At 65.5% G+C, this 22,441-nt stretch carries 22 protein-coding genes and 2 riboswitches; of the genes, 12 read left to right on the forward strand and 10 right to left on the reverse strand.

The window, feature by feature from the left end:
• Positions 1–111: 111 nt before the first annotated feature.
• From DWG20_RS09500 to DWG20_RS09540, 9 genes are read right to left on the reverse strand one after another with little or no spacing between them, the layout of a single operon-like run.
• Positions 112–984, reverse strand: coding sequence for a uracil-DNA glycosylase (locus DWG20_RS09500; protein WP_115433593.1), 873 nt, complete (start codon positions 982–984; stop codon positions 112–114).
• A complete protein-coding gene (gene rimI, locus DWG20_RS09505; protein ID WP_115433594.1) occupies positions 981–1,418 on the reverse strand; it encodes a ribosomal protein S18-alanine N-acetyltransferase in 438 nt (145 codons plus the stop codon). Before rimI ends, DWG20_RS09500 begins: the two co-directional genes overlap by 4 nt.
• The gene (tsaB, locus tag DWG20_RS09510) at positions 1,415–2,074 is read right to left on the reverse strand and encodes a tRNA (adenosine(37)-N6)-threonylcarbamoyltransferase complex dimerization subunit type 1 TsaB (protein WP_115434779.1); all 660 of its coding nucleotides are present in this window, start codon (positions 2,072–2,074) and stop codon (positions 1,415–1,417) included. The genes rimI and tsaB overlap by 4 nt, the downstream gene beginning before the upstream one ends.
• Before the next feature lie 34 nt (positions 2,075–2,108).
• Positions 2,109–3,326, reverse strand: a complete 1,218-nt coding sequence (locus DWG20_RS09515) for an EAL and HDOD domain-containing protein (RefSeq protein ID WP_115433595.1) — start codon at positions 3,324–3,326, stop codon at positions 2,109–2,111.
• A 16-nt stretch (positions 3,327–3,342) separates the two neighbouring features.
• Complete coding sequence (locus DWG20_RS09520; RefSeq protein ID WP_115433596.1) at positions 3,343–5,205, reverse strand: chemotaxis protein CheA; 1,863 nt, start codon at positions 5,203–5,205, stop codon at positions 3,343–3,345.
• Positions 5,206–5,245: 40 nt separating this feature from the next.
• Positions 5,246–5,986, reverse strand: a complete 741-nt coding sequence (gene cheZ / locus DWG20_RS09525; protein WP_115433597.1) for a protein phosphatase CheZ — start codon at positions 5,984–5,986, stop codon at positions 5,246–5,248.
• Between the two features lie 36 nt (positions 5,987–6,022).
• Positions 6,023–6,412 carry a chemotaxis response regulator CheY gene (cheY, locus tag DWG20_RS09530; RefSeq protein WP_115433598.1) on the reverse strand — a complete coding sequence of 130 codons (390 nt, stop codon included), beginning with the start codon at positions 6,410–6,412 and terminating at the stop codon, positions 6,023–6,025.
• 54 nt (positions 6,413–6,466) lie between these two features.
• Positions 6,467–7,405, reverse strand: a complete 939-nt coding sequence (locus DWG20_RS09535; protein ID WP_115433599.1) for a chemotaxis protein — start codon at positions 7,403–7,405, stop codon at positions 6,467–6,469.
• Between the two features lie 35 nt (positions 7,406–7,440).
• A complete protein-coding gene (locus DWG20_RS09540; RefSeq protein WP_115433600.1) occupies positions 7,441–8,382 on the reverse strand; it encodes a chemotaxis protein in 942 nt (313 codons plus the stop codon).
• A gap of 163 nt (positions 8,383–8,545) precedes the next feature.
• Between DWG20_RS09540 and DWG20_RS09545 the strand changes: the two genes are divergently transcribed.
• The 9 genes from DWG20_RS09545 (at position 8,546) to cheD (ending at position 19,058) form a co-directional block, all read left to right on the forward strand.
• Positions 8,546–9,706 (forward strand): sensor histidine kinase, encoded by a 1,161-nt coding sequence (locus DWG20_RS09545; protein ID WP_115433601.1) that lies wholly within the window; start codon positions 8,546–8,548, stop codon positions 9,704–9,706.
• 139 nt (positions 9,707–9,845) lie between these two features.
• Positions 9,846–10,970: a methyl-accepting chemotaxis protein gene (locus tag DWG20_RS16580; protein WP_115433602.1), complete on the forward strand. Its 1,125-nt coding sequence runs from the start codon at positions 9,846–9,848 to the stop codon at positions 10,968–10,970.
• 14 nt (positions 10,971–10,984) lie between these two features.
• A complete protein-coding gene (locus DWG20_RS09555; protein WP_115433603.1) occupies positions 10,985–11,350 on the forward strand; it encodes a response regulator in 366 nt (121 codons plus the stop codon).
• Between the two features lie 39 nt (positions 11,351–11,389).
• Entirely contained in the window at positions 11,390–13,621 is a 2,232-nt protein-coding gene (locus tag DWG20_RS09560; protein WP_115433604.1) for a chemotaxis protein CheW, read from the forward strand.
• A gap of 9 nt (positions 13,622–13,630) precedes the next feature.
• The gene (locus DWG20_RS09565; protein WP_115433605.1) at positions 13,631–14,128 is read left to right on the forward strand and encodes a chemotaxis protein CheW; all 498 of its coding nucleotides are present in this window, start codon (positions 13,631–13,633) and stop codon (positions 14,126–14,128) included.
• A 23-nt stretch (positions 14,129–14,151) separates the two neighbouring features.
• The gene (locus DWG20_RS16635) at positions 14,152–16,518 is read left to right on the forward strand and encodes a methyl-accepting chemotaxis protein (RefSeq protein ID WP_220271947.1); all 2,367 of its coding nucleotides are present in this window, start codon (positions 14,152–14,154) and stop codon (positions 16,516–16,518) included.
• 13 nt (positions 16,519–16,531) lie between these two features.
• Positions 16,532–17,383 (forward strand): CheR family methyltransferase, encoded by an 852-nt coding sequence (locus tag DWG20_RS09575; RefSeq protein WP_115433606.1) that lies wholly within the window; start codon positions 16,532–16,534, stop codon positions 17,381–17,383.
• Between the two features lie 8 nt (positions 17,384–17,391).
• Positions 17,392–18,447 carry a protein-glutamate methylesterase/protein-glutamine glutaminase gene (locus DWG20_RS09580; RefSeq protein ID WP_115433607.1) on the forward strand — a complete coding sequence of 352 codons (1,056 nt, stop codon included), beginning with the start codon at positions 17,392–17,394 and terminating at the stop codon, positions 18,445–18,447.
• Positions 18,448–18,458: 11 nt separating this feature from the next.
• The gene (gene cheD / locus DWG20_RS09585) at positions 18,459–19,058 is read left to right on the forward strand and encodes a chemoreceptor glutamine deamidase CheD (protein ID WP_115433608.1); all 600 of its coding nucleotides are present in this window, start codon (positions 18,459–18,461) and stop codon (positions 19,056–19,058) included.
• Positions 19,059–19,207: 149 nt separating this feature from the next.
• On the opposite strand, the gene fdxA is transcribed toward cheD, so the two are convergent.
• Positions 19,208–19,537, reverse strand: a complete 330-nt coding sequence (fdxA, locus tag DWG20_RS09590; RefSeq protein ID WP_115433609.1) for a ferredoxin FdxA — start codon at positions 19,535–19,537, stop codon at positions 19,208–19,210.
• Positions 19,538–19,606: 69 nt separating this feature from the next.
• Here fdxA and gluQRS point away from each other — a divergent pair, with 69 nt between their 5' ends.
• From gluQRS to gcvH, 3 genes are all read left to right on the forward strand, one after another.
• Positions 19,607–20,524 (forward strand): tRNA glutamyl-Q(34) synthetase GluQRS, encoded by a 918-nt coding sequence (gene gluQRS / locus DWG20_RS09595; RefSeq protein WP_115433610.1) that lies wholly within the window; start codon positions 19,607–19,609, stop codon positions 20,522–20,524.
• A gap of 118 nt (positions 20,525–20,642) precedes the next feature.
• Positions 20,643–20,745: riboswitch (glycine riboswitch) on the forward strand.
• A gap of 14 nt (positions 20,746–20,759) precedes the next feature.
• Positions 20,760–20,863: riboswitch (glycine riboswitch) on the forward strand.
• Positions 20,864–20,894: 31 nt separating this feature from the next.
• A complete protein-coding gene (gene gcvT / locus DWG20_RS09600) occupies positions 20,895–21,986 on the forward strand; it encodes a glycine cleavage system aminomethyltransferase GcvT (protein WP_115433611.1) in 1,092 nt (363 codons plus the stop codon).
• Positions 21,987–22,054: 68 nt separating this feature from the next.
• Positions 22,055–22,441 carry a glycine cleavage system protein GcvH gene (gene gcvH / locus DWG20_RS09605; RefSeq protein WP_115433612.1) on the forward strand — a complete coding sequence of 129 codons (387 nt, stop codon included), beginning with the start codon at positions 22,055–22,057 and terminating at the stop codon, positions 22,439–22,441.

The raw sequence follows: 22,441 nt of genomic DNA on the forward strand, positions 1-22,441 counted from the left end.
GTAAAAGAACCCTTCGCTGGTGCACGGCGAAGGGTTTTTGCTTTATGGCGCCCGCCAATAAAAGCTCGGCCAACCTGTTTCAGGGTTGGCCGAGCTTTTTTATGGGGTCGATCAGCTTGCGGCCAACTGGATCAGCGTGCGGCGCGTCAGCGTCAGGTCCTGCCAGGCGCGGGCCTTGTCCGGCTGGTTGCGCAACAGATAAGCGGGGTGGTAGCTGACGATGAGCGGAATGTCGCGGTAGCGGTGCACGCGACCGCGCAGGCGGCCGATGGTTTCGGTGCTCTCGAGCAGCGTCTGGGCGGCGAAGCGGCCGAGCGCGAGGATCAGGTCGGGCCTGACGTGATCGATCTGCGCCAACAGGTAGTTCTGGCACGACGCGATCTCGTCGCCGGCCGGGTTGCGGTTGCCCGGCGGACGGCACTTGAGCACGTTGGTGATGAAGACGTCGGATTCGCTATTGAGTGAAATCGACGCGAGCATGTTCTCGAGCAACTGCCCGGCGCGGCCGACGAAGGGCTGGCCCTCTTTGTCCTCGTTCTCGCCGGGCGCTTCGCCGACGATCATCAGACGTGCGCGCTCTGCGCCGCGGCCGAACACGGTCTGGGTGCGCGTCTCGCACAGCCGGCAGCGCTGGCAGACGGAAACCGCCTGCTGCAGTCCGGCCCAGTCCAGCGCGGCGATCTCGACCTTGGCCGAGCCCAGTGTGGTGCGCTCGACGATTTTGAACGGGGTATCCGCTTGTGCGACGGCCGAGGGGGCAGGGCGCGAATGGCCCTGGACCTTAGACAGCAGCGCTTCGCGAAGCGGCGAGGCGCTGCCGGGTGTCGACGGGAGCGGCGTTCTGCCCGGCGCGATGGCGGCGGCCGGCCTGTCCGGCGTCGATGCGACTTCGCACGCTTCGTCGTCGCCGGCGAGCTCGACGCCGCGCGGCAACCACAGCGGACCCAGTCCCATCGCGTCGGCGAGCAGCGCGCGGCGCATCATAGCGTGCACTCCATCAAAACCGCGTGTTCGCGGCCGGCGTCGCCCGGGTAGTAGTTCTTGCGCAGCCCGGTTTCGACGAAGCCGAGCGAGCGATACAGCGCGCGCGCCGGTGCGTTGCCCTCGCGTACTTCGAGAAAGAGTCGCCGTGCGCCGGCCGCGCGGGCATCGGCGAGCACCGACTGCAACAGCCGGCGGCCGAGGCCGCGGCCCTGGTAGAGCCGGGCGACGGCGATATTGAGTAGTTCGGCCTCGTCGATCACCAGCATCCATACCGCGACGCCGACCGGCTGGCCGTCGCTCTCGATCACGCTCACGTCGTGGCCGGCGGCGAACGAGTCGCCATATTGGCGCGCGCGCCAGCCGTGTACGGTCGCCGTCGCTTCGAGCGCGGCGAGCCGTTCGGCTTCGGCGGCGAGGGCGGGGCGCAGCGTCATCCGCGGCGCGCCTGCTGCTCGCGCGCGGTCAGCGCGATCTTGTTACGGATATAGAGCAGTTCGGCCTGGTCGGCCGCGTGCTGCGGGTAACGGCCGGTTGCGGCGAGCGCGAGGTAGGCGGCGGCATGCGGCTTGAGGTCGGCGCGCACCTGCTGCAGGCCGAGCCTCGTGCTCAGTTCGTCAGGATAGGCGGCGAATCCGCTGCCGAGGCCGGTCCAGCCGTCACCGTCCAGCTCGACGAGCTCGGGCGCGCCGACGGTGATGTCGCTCACGCGCAGGCCGTTCTCGTAGCGTGCGCTGAACACCTGCTGCATGCGCGCGTCGAGACAGACGAGCCGTTTGTCGCTGCCGTCCTGTGCGGCGACGGCGTCGAGCGTCGGAATGCCGATCAGCGGAAGCTTGGCCGAAAAGGCGAGGCCCTGCGCGATGCCGCAGGCAATCCTGAGGCCGGTGAACGAGCCGGGGCCCTGGCCGTAGACGATGGCGTCGAGTTGGCCGAGCGTGACGCCGGCTTCGGCGAGCAGGCGGCCGATTTCGGGCAGCGTGCGTTCGGCGTGCTGCTGGCCGACCGGCTCGTGGAAGACGAGCGTCGCGTCGTCGAGCATAAGGCCGACGGAAAGGTGATCGGTCGAGGTGTCGAGGGCCAGGAGTTTCATGCGGCGGAACAAGCCGGGAGGAACAAACCCCGGATTATAGGCCGAGTTCCTCGACCCAGGCGAGGGCGGTCAAGTGCGCCTGGTTGATTTCGGCGGCGGACAGGTTGAGCTGGAGGCTGAGTTTTTCGATATTGCGCAGATCGTGACGCTCGCAGGTGACGGCCAGTTCGAGGTAGGCGCCGTACAGTCCCTGCTTGTGCTCGAGCGCCTGGCGGATCGCTTCGGAGATCTGGACATGTTCGAGCACCTGCATCATCGGCATGTCGAACAGCACGTCGAGCAGCGAAAACAGGCCGACGACGAAGAGGTTGTCGCAGGTGTCGTGCGGCTGACCGGCGGCTTGGCCCATCAGCTCCATGAAGCGGCCGCGCGTGATCGCGGTCTTTTGTGCGGCGGGCGGCGTGTGTTCGCTGCCGGAGGTGACGAGCAGCAGCGTCAGCCAGCGATAGAGTTTCTGATAGCCGAGCACCGTCACCGCATGCGAGAACGAGCTGATCGGCGTGTTGAGGCCGGCGGCGGCCGAATTGACGTAGCGCAAGAGCTTGTACGACAGCGCTATGTCGCGCTTGAGCACCGCTTCGAGCTTGCCAACCGGTTCGGCCTGGCGGATCAGGTTCAAGAGTTCAAGGATGTTGGAGACGGTCGGGTGAATGACCTTGGCCGACAAGGTTTCCGGGTGGGCGAAGAAGAAGCCCTGGAAGCCGTCCAGCCCCAGGGCGCGGGCGAGCTGGAACTGCTCGTAGGTTTCCACCCGCTCGGCGATGCGCATCACCGGGTAGCTCTTCAGGCGGGCGGCGACGCGCTGGAAGGCGGAGGCGTCCAGCTGCGCATCGAGTTTCACGTAGCTGGCTTGTTCGATGAAAGCCAGCTGCGGGTCTTCGAATTGGAAGTCGTCGAGCGAGAAGCTGAAGCCGAGCGTGCGCAGGTGGCGGATGCGCGACACGAGCTCGTTGCTCGGCGTGGTCTTGTCCGACAGTTCGAGCACGACACGGCGCGCCGGCAAGAGCTCGATGAACTCGCTCATCAGCATGGTCTCGCCGACGTTGAGGAAGGCGAGCTTGTTGCCGACCAGCCACTGGGTGCCCATATTGTTGAGCGTGTTCAGCAGCACCTGCGTGTCCGCCTCGAGTTCGGCGTGGCGCCCCATTTCCAGCGCCTCGCCGTTGGCCCGAAACAGTAACTCGTAACCGATCAACTGCTGGTTGCGGTTGAGGATGGGCTGGCGGCCGATGAAGGCGCTGGAAGTCGTCATGCTGTTCGAGTCGGGGTCAGAGTGAGATCAGTTCGTGCAGGCGGTTGCCGATGAGCGAGTTGCCTTCGCCGTTCAACAGGTCTTCCATGTCCAGCACCAGAACCACCGAGCCGTCGCCGGATAGCGTCGCGCCGGCCACGCCTTTCGGACGGATATTCTGCAGTGGTTTGATGACAACATCGTCACGGCCGACGAAGGAGTCGATCGCGAGGATGAACGACCTCTCGGCCGACTGCATCAGCACGCCGAAGCCCGGCTTCTGCGTCGCCTCCCAGCCGAGCAGGCTGGACAAGGTGCGTACCGGCAGGATCTCGTCGCGCACGACGATGGTCGGGCGGCCCGAGACTTCCTGGATGGAGCCGGACTCGATCGGGATGATCTCGCGCACCATCGCGAGCGGCACGGCGAACGCCTGGTTGCACGCGCGCACCACCAGTACCGGCAGGATCGCCAGCGTCAGCGGCAGCGACACGCTGATGCGCGTGCCTTCGCCCGGGATCGAGTTGATGTCGATGCGGCCGTTCAGCTTCTGGATGTTGGTGCGGACCACGTCCATGCCGACGCCGCGGCCCGAGACGCTGGAGATCTGGTCCTTGGTCGAGAAGCCGGGCAGGAAGATCAGCTGCAGGCACTGTTTCTCGTCGAGCGAGTTGGCCGTTTCGGCGTCGATCAGTCCCTTCTCGATCGCCTTGCGACGCAGCGCGTCGGCGTTCATGCCGCGGCCGTCGTCGGTGATCTCGATCAAGATGTGGTCGCCGACCTGTTCGGCGGTCAGCTGGACCAGCGCCTGCGGCTTCTTGCCGACGGCGATGCGGTCGGCCGGCTGCTCGATGCCGTGGTCGACCGCGTTGCGTACCAGGTGCACCAGCGGGTCGTTCAGGTCCTCGATCATCGTCTTGTCGAGTTCGGTCTCCTCGCCGGAGATCACGAGTTCGACTTCCTTGCCGAGCTGGCGCGCCAGGTCGCGCGCGAGGCGCGGGTATTTCTGGAACAGGCGGCCGACCGGTTGCATGCGCGTCGACATCACCGCGTTCTGCAGGTCGCCGACCAGGAGGTCGAGCTGGCCGATCGCCTCGTCGAGCGAGCGCAGCGTGTTCTGGCCGGTGTTGCCCTGCAGGATCTCGGTGCGTAGCGTCGTCAGGCGGTTCTTGGTCAGCCCAATCTCGCCCGACAGGTTGAGCACCATGTCGAGGCGAACGGTGTCGATGCGGATGGTGTTTTCCTGCGTGGACGGAGGCGAGCTATTCCCGCCGCCGCTGGGCTTGGGGGCCGGTTTGGCGGCCTTGGGGGCTTCGACCGGTACAGGCGCGGCCTGGGCGGTAACGACTTCGGCGATGACGACCGGCGCGGCGGCGACGGCCTGTTGCGCGGGGGCGGCCGAGCTCGCCGCCGCCTGCGGGACGACGGCCTGGTAGAGCGCGTTCCAGTCGGGCGTGTCGTCGGCGACGAGCACCTGAACCGCCGGCTGGGCCGGTGCAGCGGGCGGTTCGCCAGCAAGCATGGCGTCGAGCGCGGCGATCAGCGCCGGGTCGGCATCGGCGGGCTGGCGGGCTTGCGAGAGCGCTCCGAACATGTCGCGCACGCTGCCCGTCGCGTCGAGGATCACGTCCATCAGGCCGGACGAGATCTGCAGCTCGCCGTTGCGTAGCTTGTCGAACAGGTTCTCGGTGCGATGGCAGAGGTTGACCATCGCGGTCACGTTCAGAAAGCCCGCGCCACCCTTGATGGTGTGAAAGCCCCGGAAAATGTCGTTGAGCAGCGCGTGATCATGGGGGCGCTTCTCGAGGTCCATCAACTTGTTGTCCACGTCGGACAGTAGCTCGCTCGACTCCATCAGGAAGTCTTGCAACAGCTCGTCCATGCCGCCGAATTCGCTCATATCCGTTCCTTTGAACGCGGGACTTATGTCGGGTAAAGGCTTAGAAGCCGAGGCTTTCCAGCAGCTCGTCGACCTGCTGCTGGTCGGTGACTACGTCGGTGCGGCCGGCCGGGTTCACCACCGGGCCATTCAAGAGGCTGGTGCTCCCCAGCTCGGCGCGCTTGTCGGACGGCGAGTGCTCGATCAGGAAGGTCAAGAGTTCGCCTTCGAGAAGCTTGATCATCGAGGTCACCTTCTTGATGACCTGACCGGTCAGATCCTGGAAGTCCTGCGCCATCACGATGTCGAGCAATTGCGCGCCGGTTGCCTGCGTCTGCTGCGGGACGTAGTGTAGATACTGGCGCGTGTCCTCGGCCAAGGTCTTGAACTCGTCGACCGACAGCGAGCCGGCGTGCAGATGGTCCCAGCGCTCGGCCAAAGCCTTGGAGCGGCCCTCGAGCTCGTCCTGCAGCGGTTTGGCGATGTCGGTCGCATTGAGCACGCGTTCGGCGGCGTTTTCCGTCAGTGTCGCGATGTAGGCGAGGCGGTCCTTCGCGTCGGGAATCGCTTCGGCGACGCGCTCGAGCGACTTGTCGTAGCCGAGCTCGCGCATCGCGTCGTGCAGCTTGCGCGCGAGGTGGCCGATCTGCGAGTACATCGAATTCTGCATGTCTTCCGCGTCTTGAGGGGCGATGCTCGACGGGGCTGCAGCGTGCTGCGTGTCTTGCTGTTGTAAGGCGATGCTGTTGAACAGCGCCTCGAGTTCGGGCGAGTCTCCGCTTTCCAGTACGTGGTCAGACACGATCGCTTCTCCTCGGAACTTGATGACGGTTTGTGGTTATTTGTTCATGGTCTGGAAGATCTTGCCGAGCTTCTCTTCCAGCGTTGCCGCGGTGAACGGCTTGACGATGTAGCCGCTGGCGCCGGCGGTCGCCGCCTCGATGATGTTCTCGCGCTTGGCTTCGGCAGTGATCATCAGAAACGGCAGGTGCTTGATCTGGCCGTCGGCGCGCACCGCCCGTAACAGCTCGATCCCGGTCATATTGGGCATGTTCCAGTCCGAGACGACGAAGTCGAAGTGCTGGGTCTTCAGCTTGTGCAACGCGACCTGGCCGTCTTCGGCCTCGTCGACGTTGGTAAGGCCGAGCTCCTTGAGCAGGTTCCGCACGATGCGGCGCATCGTCGAGAAATCGTCGACTACTAGGAAACGAAGATTCTTGTCTGCCATGCTGGGTGGATCCTGTTTTTATCTAGTGCTGATCGAAGGCGCCCATTGTAGCGATTAGTGTTGCAGGAAAGGAATCAGGCTTTCCGCGAGCACCATGGGGTCGAACTTGGCGACGTAGGCGTCGACCCCGACGCTCGAGCCCATCGCGCGGTTGGCATTGGACGATAGCGACGAGTGCATTATTACCGGGATGCCGGCAAAACGCGGGTCGGACTTGATCAGACGGGTCAGCACGTAGCCGTCCATCTCGGGCATCTCGGCGTCGACCAGGATCAGTTTCAGGTTGTCGTGCAGGCTCTCGCCGTCGCCCCAGTTGCGGCTGGCCAGCAACTGCAGGCGCTCCCACGCCTCGCGGCCGTTGGTCGCCTGCTGGAACTTGACGCCGATCTTTTCCAGCACGTTGGTGATTTCCTTGCGCGCGACGACCGAGTCGTCGACGAAGAAGGCGTAGTGTTCCGGGTCGACCTGTGCGCTCGGCAGGTCGGGGATGCGCGTCTCGCCGATGACGGAGGCGAGGATCTGCTCGACGTCGAGGATGGACACCAGCTTGCCGTCTTCGAGTTCGGTGATCGCGGTGATTAGGTGCTGTGCGGACCCGCTGCTCATCATGTTTTCGGGCGCACGCACCTTGTCCCAGTCGACGCGGATGATGCGGTCGACCGAGTCGACGAGGAAGGCCTGCGTGCTGCGGTTGAACTCGGTGACGATCATCGTATCGAGCGACAGACCGGTCGCGTCGGGGTTGATGAACTTGGCCAGAGAGATCACCGGGATGATGTTGCCGCGCAGCGACAGCACGCCGTGGACGCCGAACGGCATGTTCGGTGTCTTGGTGATTTTCGGCGTCTGCGACACTTCGCGGACCTTGAACACGTTGATGCCGAAGGTTTCCCGCGTTCCCAACGAGAACAGCAGGATTTCCATCTTGTTGGAGCCGGCGAGCTTGGTGCGGGCGTCCACGCTGGCGAGCAGGGAGGCGTCGGTGACGGCCATGGGTGCAGGTCCTTAGCGTTCGGTGATCGGGGCGCTCAGATAGCGAGCATTTCGCGGATTTTCATCGACAGCTTTTGCGGTTCGAACTTGGGCACGTAGGCGTCCACCCCGACCGATTCGCCGAGCTTCTGGTTCGACTGGCCCGACAGCGATGAATGCATCAGCACCGGGATGCCGGCAAAACGCGGGTCGGACTTGATCATCTTGGTCAGCATATAGCCATCCATCTCCGGCATTTCGACGTCGGTCAGCACCAGGTGCAGGATGTCCTTGAGTTTGCGGCCGGACAGCTCGGCCTGCGTCGCCAGGCGCTGCATCTCTTCCCACGCGCGGTAGCCGTTGATCGCCACACCCGAGCGCACGCCCATCGCGTTCAGCGTGCGTTCGATCTGCTTGCGTGCGACCACCGAGTCGTCGGCATAGAACACCATGCGTTCTTCCTTGACCGGCTCGATGCTCATGAAGATGTGTTCGTCGTCGATCAGTGTGGTCTCGGCCAGCACCTTCTCGACGTCCATCATCATCGCCAGCGTGCCCTTGTCGAGCTCGGTGACAGCGGTGACGAGGCCGCCCATGCGGCTGGTGATCATTTCGGGCGGGACGCGCATCGCCGACCAGTCCAGGCGCAGGATGGTGTCGACCGCCTCGACCAGGAAGCCTTGGGTGTGGCCGTTGTACTCGGTCACGATCATGATGTCGGGCTTGCTGTCGCTGACGACGCCGGTGTACTTGGCGAGGTCGATCACCGGAACCAGCACGCCGCGCAGGCTGACCATGCCCTCGACCGACGACGGCATTTCCGGCGCCGAGGTGATTTCCGGGGTGCGCATCACCTCGCGCACCTTGAAAACGTTGATGCCGAAGGTTTCCTTGCGCCCGGTGCGGTGATCCATGCCAAGGGAGAAAAGCAGAATCTCCAACTTGTTCGTGCCGGCCAGTTTGGTGCGGGCGTCGATTTTCTTGAGTAGCTCTGACACTGAAGCCTCCGCTGTTGAACGGGGCGCACTGCTATGCAATACGCCTCAAACCGGTCTACCCGGCGCTGCCCCTTTGTCAGGGGATCGCGCCAAGGAAGGACTCCCTTCGGTCCGGTTTGTAATTATCATACCGATTAATACTTTTTTACAAATTACAGCATAGATGAGTACCCATTCCAACGAACAGGACGACCGCATGCGCCTGGAGGCGGCGTTCGAACAGTTCAACGCGATCTCCGGCGAATTGATCACGGCCTACCGGCAACTCGAGGCCCAGGTCGTTCAGCTGAACGCCCAGCTCGAGGAGAGCAACCGCCAGTTGCGACTGCAGCTGGAACGCAACGCCGCGCTGGCCGAGCGACTCGGACTGTTGCTGTCCGCGTTGCCGGCCGGGGTGGTCGAAGTCTCGCCGGAAGGAGAGATTACCCACCTTAATCCGGCGGCGGAAGTGTGGCTCGGTACGACGGTGCTCGGCCAACCCTGGAGCACCGTCGCGTCCCATTTCAAACCGACCGACGTGGCCGAGGTGTACACCTGCGACACGCTAGCCCGTCCGTGCCGGCTGACCCTGCAGAACCAGGATCTGCCGGCGCAGGGTGGCTCCATCGTGCTGATCCACGACATGACCCGCCAGTACGAACTGACCTGCGAGCTCGGGCGCCAGCAGAAGCTTGCGGCGATGGGCGGAATGGCGGCCAGCCTCGCGCACCAGCTGCGTACGCCGCTGGCCACGGCGATGCTGTACACGGCCAACCTCAAGCGCGATGGCCTGTCGCACGAGGAGCGCGAGCGCTTCGTCGACAAGTCATTGTCGCGCATGAAGGCACTCGAAGGGCTGATCCAGAACATGCTCGGCTTCGTGCGTGGCCAGGTCGGAGAGCGCGAGCGTTTGCCGGTCGTCGCGCTGTTCGAAGAGGTGTGCCAGGTGATCGAGCCGCAGTGCCGCGGCAAGGCGGTGTCGTTCGAATACCGTTGCGATGCCGACGCGGCCGACGCCGTGCTCGGCGACCGCAAAGCCTTGCAGGGCGGGCTGCTCAACCTGCTGGAGAACGCGTTGCACTACTGCCCTGAGGGTGGGCGAGTCGGATTTTCGCTAGAACGCCATGGCGAAAGCCTGTGCTGCTCGATCGAGGACGACGGGCCCGGGATCGCACCCGAGGCGTTCGAGCACGTGTTTGAACCGTTTTTCACGACGCGTTCGGGGGGGACCGGTCTCGGGCTCGCGATCGTGAAAAGGTTGGCCGAGGAGTTGGGCGGCACGGTGTCGTGCGGCAATCGCCCCGAGGGCGGGGCGCGCTTCGAACTGTGCCTGCCGGCGGTCTGATGCGACGGCAAAATAAAGCCGTGTTCCGCCCCAGACTTTATGACAAAGAGAATAAGATATTGATGATGCAGTGCAAAACGGGTTGATAAATCAAAAAGACTGCCTCTATACATAATTAAATCCAAAACGAGTAAAAAAAATGAATGACTCGTCCCGATCCATCGCATCGAGGTTCCGCCCGCTCCCCGCGGTGCTGGCGCTTGCGCTGGCCGTGCTCGCCTGGACCGGTCTGCCGGCTTGGGCGGTCGGGCTGGCCGGCGCGCTCGCCCTGCTGGTCTCGGCCTGGTCTCCCCGCGCCGAAGCGCCGTCGAGCGATAGCGCAGAGCAAGGGACGGAGGCGGCGGTCGACGACGAACAGGCCAAGTACTGGGCATTCGCCGGCGAGCAGGCCGCGTTGGCACACGGCGACGTGACGCGGGTGCGCAGTCTGCTCGACGAGGCGATCGGCGGCCTGCTGAACAGCTTCAACGGTCTGCACCGCGAGACGCTCAGGCAGCTGGACGTGGCCGAATCACTGGCGCACGGCGGCGCCGGCGCTGAGGGCGTGACGTTCGAAGGTTTCGTCGACGAGGTGCAGGGCACGCTCGGCGGTTTCGTCGAGAAGACGGCACAAAACAGCCGGCTCGCGATGCGGCTGGTCGAACGGATGGAAAAGATCGGCCGCGAGATCGCGTCGGCGACGCGGGTGCTCGACGACATCCACGCGATCACCTCGCAGACCAATATGCTGGCGCTGAACGCGGCGATCGAGGCGGCGCGGGCCGGCGAGCAGGGGCGCGGCTTTGCCGTGGTCGCCGACGAAGTGCGCAAGCTCTCGGCGCGCACCGACTCTTTCAATCAGGAGATCCGTACGCTGGTCGACACCGTCAGCCAGTCGGTGAACGACGCCGGGGGGCTGCTGAACCAGCTCGCGTCGCAGGACATGATGTTCACGCTGCAGGCCAAAGAGCGTCTCGAGGAGACTTCCGGGCACATCGTAGCGCTCAACTCACGCATGAACGAGTCGATCGGCGCCTTGCACGGCGGCGTCGGCGACCTGGCCCACCACGTCGGAGGCGCGGTCCGTTCGCTGCAGTTCCAGGACATGGTGACGCAACTGCTCGGTCACGTCGGCGCGCGGCTCGAAGGCGTGGTGCAGGCGATGGAAGACGCCGGCGGCGCGCCCGGTTCGGCCGACGCGCGGCTCGCCGAGCTAAGGCAGAAAATGGAGCACAACCCGGTTAACCAGCAGGCGATGAACAGCGGTAGCGTCGAGCTGTTTTGAAAGGGGTAGACAAAATGTCTAAAAAAATTCTCACCGTCGACGATTCCGCGTCGATCCGGCAAATGGTGTCGTTCACGCTCAAGGGGGCGGGTTACGAGGTGATCGAGGCGCCGGACGGTAACGCCGGCCTCTCCAAGGCGCAGGCCGGCCAGGTCGACCTCGTGCTCACCGACCAGAACATGCCGGGCATGGATGGACTGACGCTGATCAAGTCGCTGCGCCGGCTGCCTTCCTACGGCGCCACCCCCATCCTGATGCTGACCACCGAGTCGAGCGATGAGATGAAGGCGCTCGGCCGCGCTGCCGGTGCGACCGGCTGGCTGGTCAAGCCGTTCGACCCGCAGAAGCTGGTCGACGTCGTCAAGCGGCTGGTCGGCTGACCTGGCTCTTACTCTGGAAGGGAGTTGGCCTTGATTGATATGTCGCAGTTCCACCAGGTGTTTTTCGACGAGGCCGAAGAGCATCTGGCGGCGATGGAGTCGCTGCTGTTGGCGGTCGACCTGGCCGCGCCCGACGCCGAAGACCTGAACGCGATCTTCCGCGCCGCGCATTCGATCAAGGGCGGTGCGGCGACCTTCGGCTTCGGCGACCTCGCCGACTTCACCCACGTGATGGAAAACCTGCTCGACCGGGTCCGACATGGCCGGCTCGTGCTGACCTCGGCGATGGTCGACGTCTGCCTCGAAAGCAAGGACGCGCTCAAGACGCTGTTGATGGCGCACCGCGGTGGCGAGCCGGCCGACGCAGCCTGGGTGGCCGGCCTGCAGCGCAGGTTGGCCGAGCAGTGCGACGCGAAGGGGAGCGCTGCGGCAAACGAAGCCGGGGTTGTGCCGGCCGTAGGCTCGGCCAAGCTTGCCGATCCCGCGACGGGTGAAGACGCGCCGCAGGGGGGCGAGAAGCTGCTGGCCGAGACGGTTCATACGCTGTACGTGGAAATCGATACCGCCGCCGGCGTCGACATGGGCGAGCTGCTTGCCAAGCTCGGCCAACACGGTGCCGTGTCGGTCGCGCGCCAGGGTGAATCGGCCGAGATGCCGTGGGTGCTGGTATTTACGTCGGACCTGTCGGAGGACGAGGTGGCCGAGACGCTGGCCTTCGCCGTCGCGCCCGGCCTGTTCCGCGTGCTCGGCGGGAGGGTCGACGAGGCCGGCGGCTTCGGCCTGTTCGTCGATGGCGCGCCGGCTGAAGTCGACCGGGATGCCGTCGCCGCGAAGCCCGGGATCTGGTTTGAAGAAGACGGTTTCGGTCTGTTCGAACCGTTGCCGGCCACGTTGGCCGAGCCTTCCGCAGAAGCGGCACAGGCGTATGAGGAGGACGGCTTCGGCCTGTTCGCCGCCGCGGAGCCGGGCGTCACCGTGCCCGAATCCTCTCCCTCCGCTCTGCCGGCCACACAGGCCGCCGTGCCGCGCGCAGAGCGTAGCGGTGCGGGTGGAGCGGCGGTGGAAAACTCGCTGCGCGTCAGCACCGAAAAGGTCGATACGCTGCTCAACCTGGTCGGGGAGCTGGTGATCACGCAGTCGATGCTGCAGCAGTACGGCAGCGAACTCGATCCGGTGCTGCACGAGCGGCTGCTCGACGGCATCGGCCAGCTCGAGCGCAACTCCCGCGAGTTGCAGGAAGCGGTGATGTCGATCCGCATGACGCCGATCACCTCCGTGTTCAACCGTTTCCCGCGCTTGGTGCGCGACCTGGCGGGCAAGCTCGACAAGCAGATCGAGCTGAAGATGGTCGGCGAGCACACCGAGCTCGACAAGGGCTTCGTCGAAAAGCTGTCCGACCCGCTGACCCACCTGGTGCGCAACAGCCTCGACCACGGCATCGAGTCGCCCGACGTGCGGCGGGCCAAGGGCAAGTCGCCGGTCGGCCGGCTGACGCTCAGGGCCTTCCACCAGGGCGGCAGCATCGTGATCGAGGTCAACGACGACGGCGCCGGGCTCGATCGCGAACGCATCCTTGCCAAGGCGCGCGAGCGAGGCATGGCGGTCAGCGACAGCATCAGCGACGCCGAGGTGTGGAACTTGATCTTTGAGGCGGGCTTCTCGACCGCGGCCGAGGTGACCGACGTGTCTGGCCGCGGCGTCGGCATGGATGTGGTGAGGAAGAACATCCACGCGATGGGCGGCCGCATCGAGATCGATTCGCTGCCCGACTACGGCACGACGATGCGCATCCGCCTGCCGCTGACGCTCGCCATCCTCGACGGCATGTCGGTGCGCGTCGGCGACGAGGTGTACGTGATGCCGCTCGGCTTCGTGCTCGAATCGCTGCAGCCTGCGCCCGACGAGGTGCGCTCGGTCGCCGGCCGCGGCCGGGTGGTGAACATGCGCGGCGATTTCGTGCCCATCGTGTCGCTGTCGGCCTTCTTCGGCGGCATCGCCGGCGCGCGCGCCGAACCGCATGCGGGCATCCTGATCATCGTCGAGAGCGAGGGCATCCGTGCCGCGCTGCTCGTCGACGACCTGGTCGGCCAGCAGCAGTTCGTCGTAAAGAATCTGGAAACCCATTATCGCAAGGTGACCGGGCTGTCCGGCGCGACCATCCTCGGGGACGGCCAGGTGGCGCTGATCCTCGACGTGGCCGCTATCGTCCGCAGCGGCTTGCGCGAGGGCGGCGCCGGCGTGCCGGTGCCGCTCGAGCTTGAATCTAATTAAGGAGGCGATATGGCATTGGCCGACATGCAGGACCACGCCGCCGTCACGGCCGGCAGCCGCGAACTCTTGGTGTTCGCGCTGGGGCGGGAAGAGTACGGCATCGACATTCTGAAGGTGCAGGAGATCCGCGGCTACGACGCGGTGACGCGTATCGCCGGCGCACCGGACTTCATCAAGGGCGTGGTGAATCTGCGCGGCCACATCGTTCCTATCGTCGATCTGCGGCTGAAGTTCGCGCTCGGCGACGTCGAGTACAACGCGTTCACCGTGGTGATCATCCTCAACATCTTCGAGCGCACCGTCGGCGTGGTGGTCGATGGCGTGTCCGACGTGATCCAGCTGGCCGACGACGCGATCCGTCCGGCGCCCGAACTGGGCGCGACGGTCGACACCACTTACATACTCGGCCTGGGAACGTTGGCCGAGCGCATGGTGATCGTCGTCGATATCGAAAAACTGATGGGTTGCGATGAGATGGCGCTGATCGACGCCAGCGTCGCGGCATGAAGTCAACAGGGGAGGGGGAAGCGATGGCAAACATGAAGGTCAAACACCGCCTGATACTCGGATTCGGGCTGGTGGGCGCGTTGATGGTGGTGGCGATCCTGGTCGCCATCTTCCAGATCAGGACGTTGCAGAACGGGCTCGAAGGGGTCGCCAAGGTGCAGATTCCGCGCGCGTCCGAGGCCAACAAGGTGATAGACGGCGTCAACCTGACCGCGCGCGCGGTCCGCACTATCCTGCTGACCGAAGATGCCGCTCTGATCGCCGGCCAGCAGAAGCAGATCGATGACGGCGAAAGTACGATAAACAAGGCGATGGCCGCCCTGAAGCAGGTGCCGGCCGACGCCAAGGGCCAAGAACTGCAGTCGGCCGTCGTGGAAGCCGACCGGGCCTTCCATTCGCAGGTGGCAACTTTCCGCCAGTTGCTTCAAAGCAACGACCGTGTCGGCGCGCGCGACCTGCTGTTCAGCTCCATGCGCGAAGTGCAGAAGAACTATATGTTGGCGATCAACGCGCTGATCGAACATGAGGAAGGCCTCGCCAAGAGCAACGCGGCGGCCGCGGTCGACAGCGCCGCGGCGGGCATCCGGCTGCTGATCGGCCTCCTCGCCGGGGCGGTGGTCGCCGCCACGATCGCCGCCTGGCTGATCGCCCGCAGCCTGTTGCGCGAGCTCGGCGGCGAGCCGGCCGACGCGGCCAAGCTGATGCAGGAGCTCGCATCCGGCGAGGTCTCGACCGAGCTGAAGGTGAGGGCCGGCGACACGACCAGCCTGTTCGCGCATATGGATCATGCCGCCCGGCGCGCGGTGGAAAACATCCGTATCCGCAACGCGCTGGACGCGGCCGCGACCAACGTAATGATCGCCGATGCGAACGCCCAGATCGTCTATGTGAACAAGGCGGTACAGGCGATGTTGGCCGAGGCCGAGTCCGACATCCGCAAGGATCTGCCGCAGTTTTCGGTGCGTGACGTGTTGGGCAGCAGCATCGACGTGTTCCACAAGAACCCGTCACACCAGCGACGGCTGCTCGAGGGGCTGCGCGATACTCACCGTGCCAACATCAAGGTCGGGGGCCGCTCCTTTACCCTGACGCTGATACCGATTTTCGGGCGCAGCGGCAAGGTCCTCGGCACCGTGGTCGAGTGGCAGGACCGCACCGCCGAAATCGAGGTCGAGCACGAGGTGGAAACCATTGTGCGCGCCGCAGCCAACGGCGACTTCGGCAAGCGTATCGGCCTGGAAGGCAAGACCGGCTTCTTCAAACTCCTCGGCGAGAGCGTGAACAGGTTGCTCGACGTGACGAGCCGCGGCCTCGACGACGTCGCGCAGGTGCTCGGCAGTCTCGCGCAGGGCGACCTGACGCGCACTATCTCCAACGACTACGACGGCCTGTTCGGCCAGCTCAAGCAGGACAGCAATGCCACCGTCGAACGGCTGCGCGACATCGTGCGCAACATCAAGGAGTCGACCGACGCGATCAACACCGCCGCGCGCGAGATCGCATCGGGCAACGCCAACTTGTCGAGCCGCACCGAGCAGCAGGCGGCCAGCCTCGAGGAAACCGCTTCGAGCATGGAAGAGATCACCGGCACGGTGAAACAGAACGCCGAGAACGCGAAGAAGGCCAACCAGCTGGCGATCGGCGCGTCGGACATCGCCAGCCGCGGCGGCGAGGTCGTCGGCGAGGTGGTGTCGACGATGAACGAGATCAACGCCAGCGCGAAGAAGATCGTCGACATCATCAGCGTGATCGACGGCATCGCGTTCCAGACCAACATCCTTGCGCTGAATGCTGCAGTGGAGGCGGCGCGTGCCGGCGAACAGGGACGCGGCTTCGCCGTGGTCGCCAGCGAAGTGCGTAACCTCGCGCAGCGCTCGGCGGCGGCGGCCAAGGAGATCAAGTCGCTGATCGGCGACTCGGTCGACAAGGTCGAGTCGGGCACGCGCCTGGTCGACGACGCCGGCCACACGATGGAAGAGATCGTCGGCTCGATCCGCCGCGTGACCGACATCATGAGCGAGATCTCGGCCGCGTCGACCGAGCAGAGCGCCGGCATCGAGCAGGTGAACCTCACCGTCAGCCAGATGGACGAGAACACGCAAAAGAACGCGGCACTGGTCGAACAGGCTGCCGCCGCCGCCGAATCGCTCGAGGAACAGGCGCACAACCTCGCCGACGCGGTGGCGATCTTCCGGCTGGAAGAGGGCGGCAGCGTGCGTCGCGCCGCGCAGCCGGGCGCGGCAAGGCTCGCACCAGGCCAGCCCGGCCGCCATCTGCCGCAATCCCATGCGCTCGGTCACGGTCCGGCACGCCAGCATGCGCCGAAGCCGGCGGTGCTCGGCAAGCTGAACGGCCACGGCCAGCAGGAAGGCGAATGGGAAGAGTTCTGAGCGGGAGCCGAGAGTGAGCGATGCCGACAGCGTGGTACTCGAGCGCGACCTGAAGTTCACGCACGCCGACTTTCGTCGCGTGCGTGAACTGGCCTACCAGCACGCCGGGATCGTGCTGAACGAAGCGAAGAACCATATGGTGTACGCCAGGCTCGCCAAACGCCTGCGTACGCTCGGGCTGTCCCGCTTCAGCGACTACCTCGACGATCTTGCCGCGGCGCCGCAAAGCGCCGAATGGCAGGTCTTCGTCAACGCGCTGACGACCAACCTGACCGCCTTCTTCCGCGAACCGCACCACTTCGACATGTTGGCTGAGCACGCCGCGCGCCACGCGCGGCTCGGCCAACCTTACCGCGTATGGAGTGCGGCGAGTTCGAGCGGCGAAGAGGCGTATTCGGCGGCGATGGTGCTCACTGAAACGTTGGCCGAGCACCGACACGAGGTGTGGGCGTCGGACATTGATACGCAGATGCTCGAGACCGCTGCGCGCGGCGTCTACCCGCTGGACAGGATCGACGCGCTGCCGCCGACACGCCGGCAGCGTTTCTTCATGAAGGGCGTCGGACGCCAGCAGGGCCTGGCGCGCATCAAGCGCGAACTCGCCGCGCTGGTGCACTTCTTCCAGATCAACCTCGTCGCCGCCGACTGGCCCGCGATGGGGCGCTACGACGCGATCTTCTGCCGCAACGTGATGATCTATTTCGACAAACCGACGCAGGCTGCCATCCTCGAGCGGCTGGCCGCGCACCTGGCACCGGACGGGCTGTTGTTCCTCGGGCATTCGGAAAACATCCAGCACCTGACGCAGGCGTTCGTGCCGGTGGGACGCACCAGCTACCGCCTCGCCGGGCCCACCGGAAACTGAAAACGACGATGGCCAATGTGATACGCGTGGTGGTAGTCGACGATTCGGCGCTGATCCGCAGCCTCTTGACCGTCATCATCGACGCCGACCCCGGCATGAAGGTCGTCGCGACCGCGGCCGACCCGCTGATCGCGCGCGAGCGCATCCGCGAAACGAGCCCGGACGTGATCACGCTCGACGTCGAGATGCCGCGCATGGACGGCCTCGAGTTCCTGCGCCGCCTGATGCGGCTCAAGCCGACACCGGTGTTGATGATCTCGTCGCTGACGCAGAGCGGTTCAGACACCACTTTCAAGGCGCTGGAGTTCGGCGCGGTCGACTTCCTCGCCAAGCCGACGGTCGACATCGCGCGTGCGATGAACGATTACGCCGACGAGATCCGCGACAAGATCCGTGCGGTGGCGGCGGCCCGCCTCGCCGAACCGCGCCGCTTCGCGCCGCGCACGCCGCCGGCCGTGTCCGTGAATAGCGGGGCCTTGCGCCAGGATCGCCTGATCTGCATCGGCGCGTCGACCGGCGGCACCGAGGCCTTGAAGGCGCTGCTCGAGGCCCTGCCGGCCGGTATGCCGCCGATCCTGGTCGTCCAGCACATGCCCGAAGGCTTTACCCACAGCTTCGCGCAGCGGCTCGACGGCGCCTGTACGCTTGCCGTCAAGGAGGCCGAGGACGGCGAGCCGCTGCGTGGCGGCACCGTCTACATCGCGCCGGGGCATTCGCACCTGCGCGTCAAAAAGCTCGCGTCGGGCCTCGTCACCGCGCTCGAGCGGACCGAGCCGGTCAACCGCCATCGGCCCGCGGTCGACGTGCTGTTCCGCTCGGCAGCCGAGCTGCCGCCGGGGCGCGTACTCGGCGTGATCCTGACCGGCATGGGACGCGACGGCGCGCAGGGCATGCGCTGCCTGAAGGAGGCCGGCGCATACAACCTTGCGCAGGACGAGGCAAGTTGCGTGGTGTACGGCATGCCGAAGGAAGCGGTCGCCGCCGGCGGTGTCGACGAGATCCTGCCGCTCGAGCGCATCGCGCCGCGCCTGGTCGATTGCCTGCGCGTTTCGCGCGGCACTTGAAGGGGCTTGCAATGAGCGCGCTTTCGGCTGGCCACCCCTATTTCGAACGTCACTTCCAGCGCCAGGCGGTCAAGCTTCTGCCCGGGGAGTATCTGGCGACGCGTCCCGGCGTGCTGTTGGTGACGGTGCTCGGTTCCTGCGTCGCGGCGTGCCTGCGCGACCCGGTGTCCGGCGTGTCAGGCATGAACCACTTCATGCTGCCCGACACCTCGGGACGCGAAGGCAATGCACTGATGTTGGCGCGCTTCGGCGTGCACGCGATGGCGTTGCTGATCAACGACATGCTCAAGCTCGGCGCCGAGCGGCAGCGGATCGAGGCCAAGGTGTTCGGCGCCGGTGCGGTGCTCGAAGGGATGGACAAGTTGAACGTCGGCGAACTCAACGCCCGTTTCGTGTGCGACTATCTCGCGCGCGAGCAGATCCCCGTTGTCGCCGAGGATCTCTTGGGCGACAGCGCGCGCAAGGTCTACTTCTTCTCGAGCAACGGCAAGGTGATGGTCAAGCGCATCCTGCCGGACAAGCTGCCCGGCGTGGTGGCCGAAGAGGTGCGCTATCACCGTACGCTCGGCGGCGGAGACGCGGGAGGGGAAGTGGAGCTGTTCGTCGTCTAGCCCCGGCTGGGAAGAGGCCTCCGGGGCGAGATTCCGCGGTCGGGGCCGCGAGTGGCGGCTTAGGCGGCGGGACGCCGCGCAGCGCCGGCCGGCGTCGGCCCTATGTCCTCGCGCGAAGCGCGATCACCGATGGTGACCGCCGGAACGAATCAAGCATCCTTTTCCAGGTATTGCAGCTTGTCTTTCACCGAGATCCAGTCTTCGTGATCGGGCAGCGGGTCTTTCCGCGTCACGATCACCGGCCAGATCTTGGCGAGGTCGGCGTTCAGCGCGATGAACGCCTGTTGGTCGGCCGGCACGTCTTCCTCGGCGAAAATCGCCTCGGCCGGGCATTCGGCGACGCACAGCGTGCAGTCGATGCACTCGTCCGGGTGGATCACCAGGAAGTTCGGCCCCTCATAGAAGCAGTCCACCGGGCAGACCTCGACGCAATCGGTGTATTTGCACTTGATGCAGGCTTCGGTTACAACGTAGGCCATTGCTTCTGTCCTCTTTACTTTCAGAATGATCGACGCCACTGCTCGGCATTCTAGCCAAGCTTCTCTCGTATGTTCTTCAGTCTAGACAAGGCATCTTGTCCCGCCCATCGCTACCGCGGCCGTTTCGCCCCCAGCCCGACCGGGCTGTTGCACGCCGGATCGCTGACCACCGCCGTCGGCAGCTACCTCGAGGCGCGCGGGCGCGGCGGCGAGTGGCTGCTCAGGATGGAGGATCTCGACCCGCCGCGCGAGACGCCCGGCGCGGCAGCGTCCATCCTGCATACGCTGGAGGCGTTCGGTTTCGAGTGGGACGGCGAAGTTGAATACCAGAGCCGCCGTCATCATTACTACCGCGATGCGCTCGATGCGCTCATTGCCGCGGGCAGCGCCTACCCTTGCGCCTGCACGCGCAAGCAGCTGGCCGAAATCGCCCGGCGAGGTGTCGAGGGTTTCGTCTATGCCGGCACCTGCCGGCCCGGCCTGCCGGCGGGCGGCAAGGCGCGCGCCTGGCGGCTGAGGGTGCCCTGCGGCGAGGTCGCTTTCACGGATGCCTTGCAGGGCGAGATCCGCCAGGACGTCGCGAGCGACGTCGGCGACTTCGTGCTGCTGCGCGCCGACGGTTTCTGGGCCTACCAGCTTGCGGTCGTCGTCGACGATGCGTTGCAGGGCGTCACCCACGTGGTGCGCGGCGCCGATTTGCTGGTGTCGACGCCGCGCCAGATCGTGCTGCAGCGCACACTCGATGTGCCTACGCCCGCCTACTGCCACCTGCCGGTGATGGTCAACGCCGCCGGCGAGAAGCTCTCGAAGCAGACGCTCGCGCCGGCGATAACCGCGGACCACGCCGCCGCCGAATTGCGCCAGGCGCTCGCCCGCCTCAAGCACGCGCCGCCCGCCGGCTGCGCAACGTTGGCCGAGCTCTGGGACTGGGCGCGCGCGAACTGGGACCTGGCGCGCGTCGGCGCCGGGCCGGTGACCGTTGCCTGAAGGTCCGAAGCCTTGGCCAAGGTCGGGACTTAAGGTTCCCCCTCTAGGGCTTACCCTTGGAAAGGCTCGCCGCTGGTTTTCCAGCCTTGCCAAGCGTCGCGGCCGCCGTCGATAATCGCAGCATCATGCAGGAGAGAGCAGCGGTCTTCCCCAGACTCCCGCTGCCGCCGAAGGCGCAAGCGCACCCGCAATCGCTCAGGCAAAAGGACTGCATGTGTCGGGCAGGCGTCGCTTGCCCATCAACTCTGGAGAGCGGCGCTTCGAGCGCCCACCGAAGGGGCTAACGGCACCGTTATAAACGGTCCGGAAAATCTCAGGTGACGGGACAGAGGGGTGTGTTTTTCAGGTTTTGAACACCTCGAGGACACCCATGACCGTCGCCATCCAACGCACTCCCCTCAACGCCACCCACCGCGAATTTTCCGCCAAGATGGTCGATTTCGCCGGCTGGGACATGCCCATCCACTACGGCTCGCAGCTGAAAGAGCACGAAGCGGTGCGCGCCGACGCGGGGATGTTCGACGTCTCGCACATGGTCGTGCTCGACATCACAGGCTCCGACGCCGAACCCTGGCTGCGTCATCTCTTGGCTAACGACGTCGCCCGCCTCAGGGAAGCCAACAAGGCGCTCTATTCGGCCATGCTCAACGAGCAGGGCGGCGTCATCGACGACCTGATCACCTACCGCACCGCCTGGGGCTTCCGCATGGTGGTCAACGCCGCCACCCGCGACAAGGACCTCGCGTGGATGCAGCAGCAATCCGAAGGCCGCGACGTCGTGCTCACCGTGCGCGACGAACTCGCGATGATCGCGGTGCAGGGCCCGAATGCCATTTCCAAGGCGCTGTCGGTGCTGCCGCCCGACTGGGCCGACGCGGTGACCGCGCTCAAGCCGTTTTCGGCGCTGCCGTTCGGCGACTGGTTCGTCGCGCGCACCGGCTATACCGGTGAAGACGGCCTCGAAGTCATGCTGCCGGCCGCAGACGCACCGGCCTTCTTTAAAAGGTTGGCCGAGGCCGGCGTCGTGCCGTGCGGACTTGGCGCACGCGACACGCTGCGCCTGGAGGCCGGCATGAACCTCTACGGCCACGATATGGACGAGACCGTCAGCCCGCTGCAAGCCGGCATGGGCTGGACCGTCGCGTGGGCGCCCGAAGAGCGCGACTTCATCGGCCGCAAGGCGCTCGAAGCAGAGAAGGCCGCCGGCATCGCGATGAAGCAGGTCGGCCTGGTGCTCGAGGGCAAGGGCGTGCTGCGCGAAGGCATGAAGGTCGCAACCGAAGCGGGCGACGGCGTGATCACCAGCGGCACCTTCTCGCCGACGCTGAAATTCTCGGTCGCGATCGCCCGCGTGCCGGCCGCCACGGCCGACGCCGCACAGGTCGACATCCGCGGCCAGCTCGTCGGCGCGCGCGTGGTGAAACTGCCCTTCGTGCGCAACGGCAAACGCGTATTCGAATAAAATAGCCCATGCTGGGCGACTGCCGCCCCCGCGTGGGACACCGAATTGAATCGACAGGAGAACAACTCATGAGCCAAATCCCGGCCGACCTCAAATACGTAGCCAGCCACGAGTGGCTGCGCCTGGAAGCCGACGGCACCGTGACCGTAGGCATCACCGACCACGCCCAGGAACTGCTGGGCGACGTGGTGTTCGTCGAACTGCCGCAGGCCGGCAGGACCTACGCCGAAGGCGAACAGGCCGGCGTCGTCGAGTCGGTGAAGGCCGCGTCCGACGTGTATGCGCCGATCGCCGGCGAAATCGTCGAAGTGAATGCCGCGCTCGAGGCCAACCCGGAGCTGGCCAACAGCGACCCGTACGGTGAAGCCTGGTTCTTCAAGGTCAAGCCGAGCGACGCCGCCGACCTCGACGGTCTGATGACCGCCGACGCGTACGCGCAAGAAGTCGGCGCCTAA

It is taken from the genome of Crenobacter cavernae (assembly GCF_003355495.1).
In the GTDB taxonomy this organism is placed as follows: domain Bacteria; phylum Pseudomonadota; class Gammaproteobacteria; order Burkholderiales; family Chromobacteriaceae; genus Crenobacter; species Crenobacter cavernae.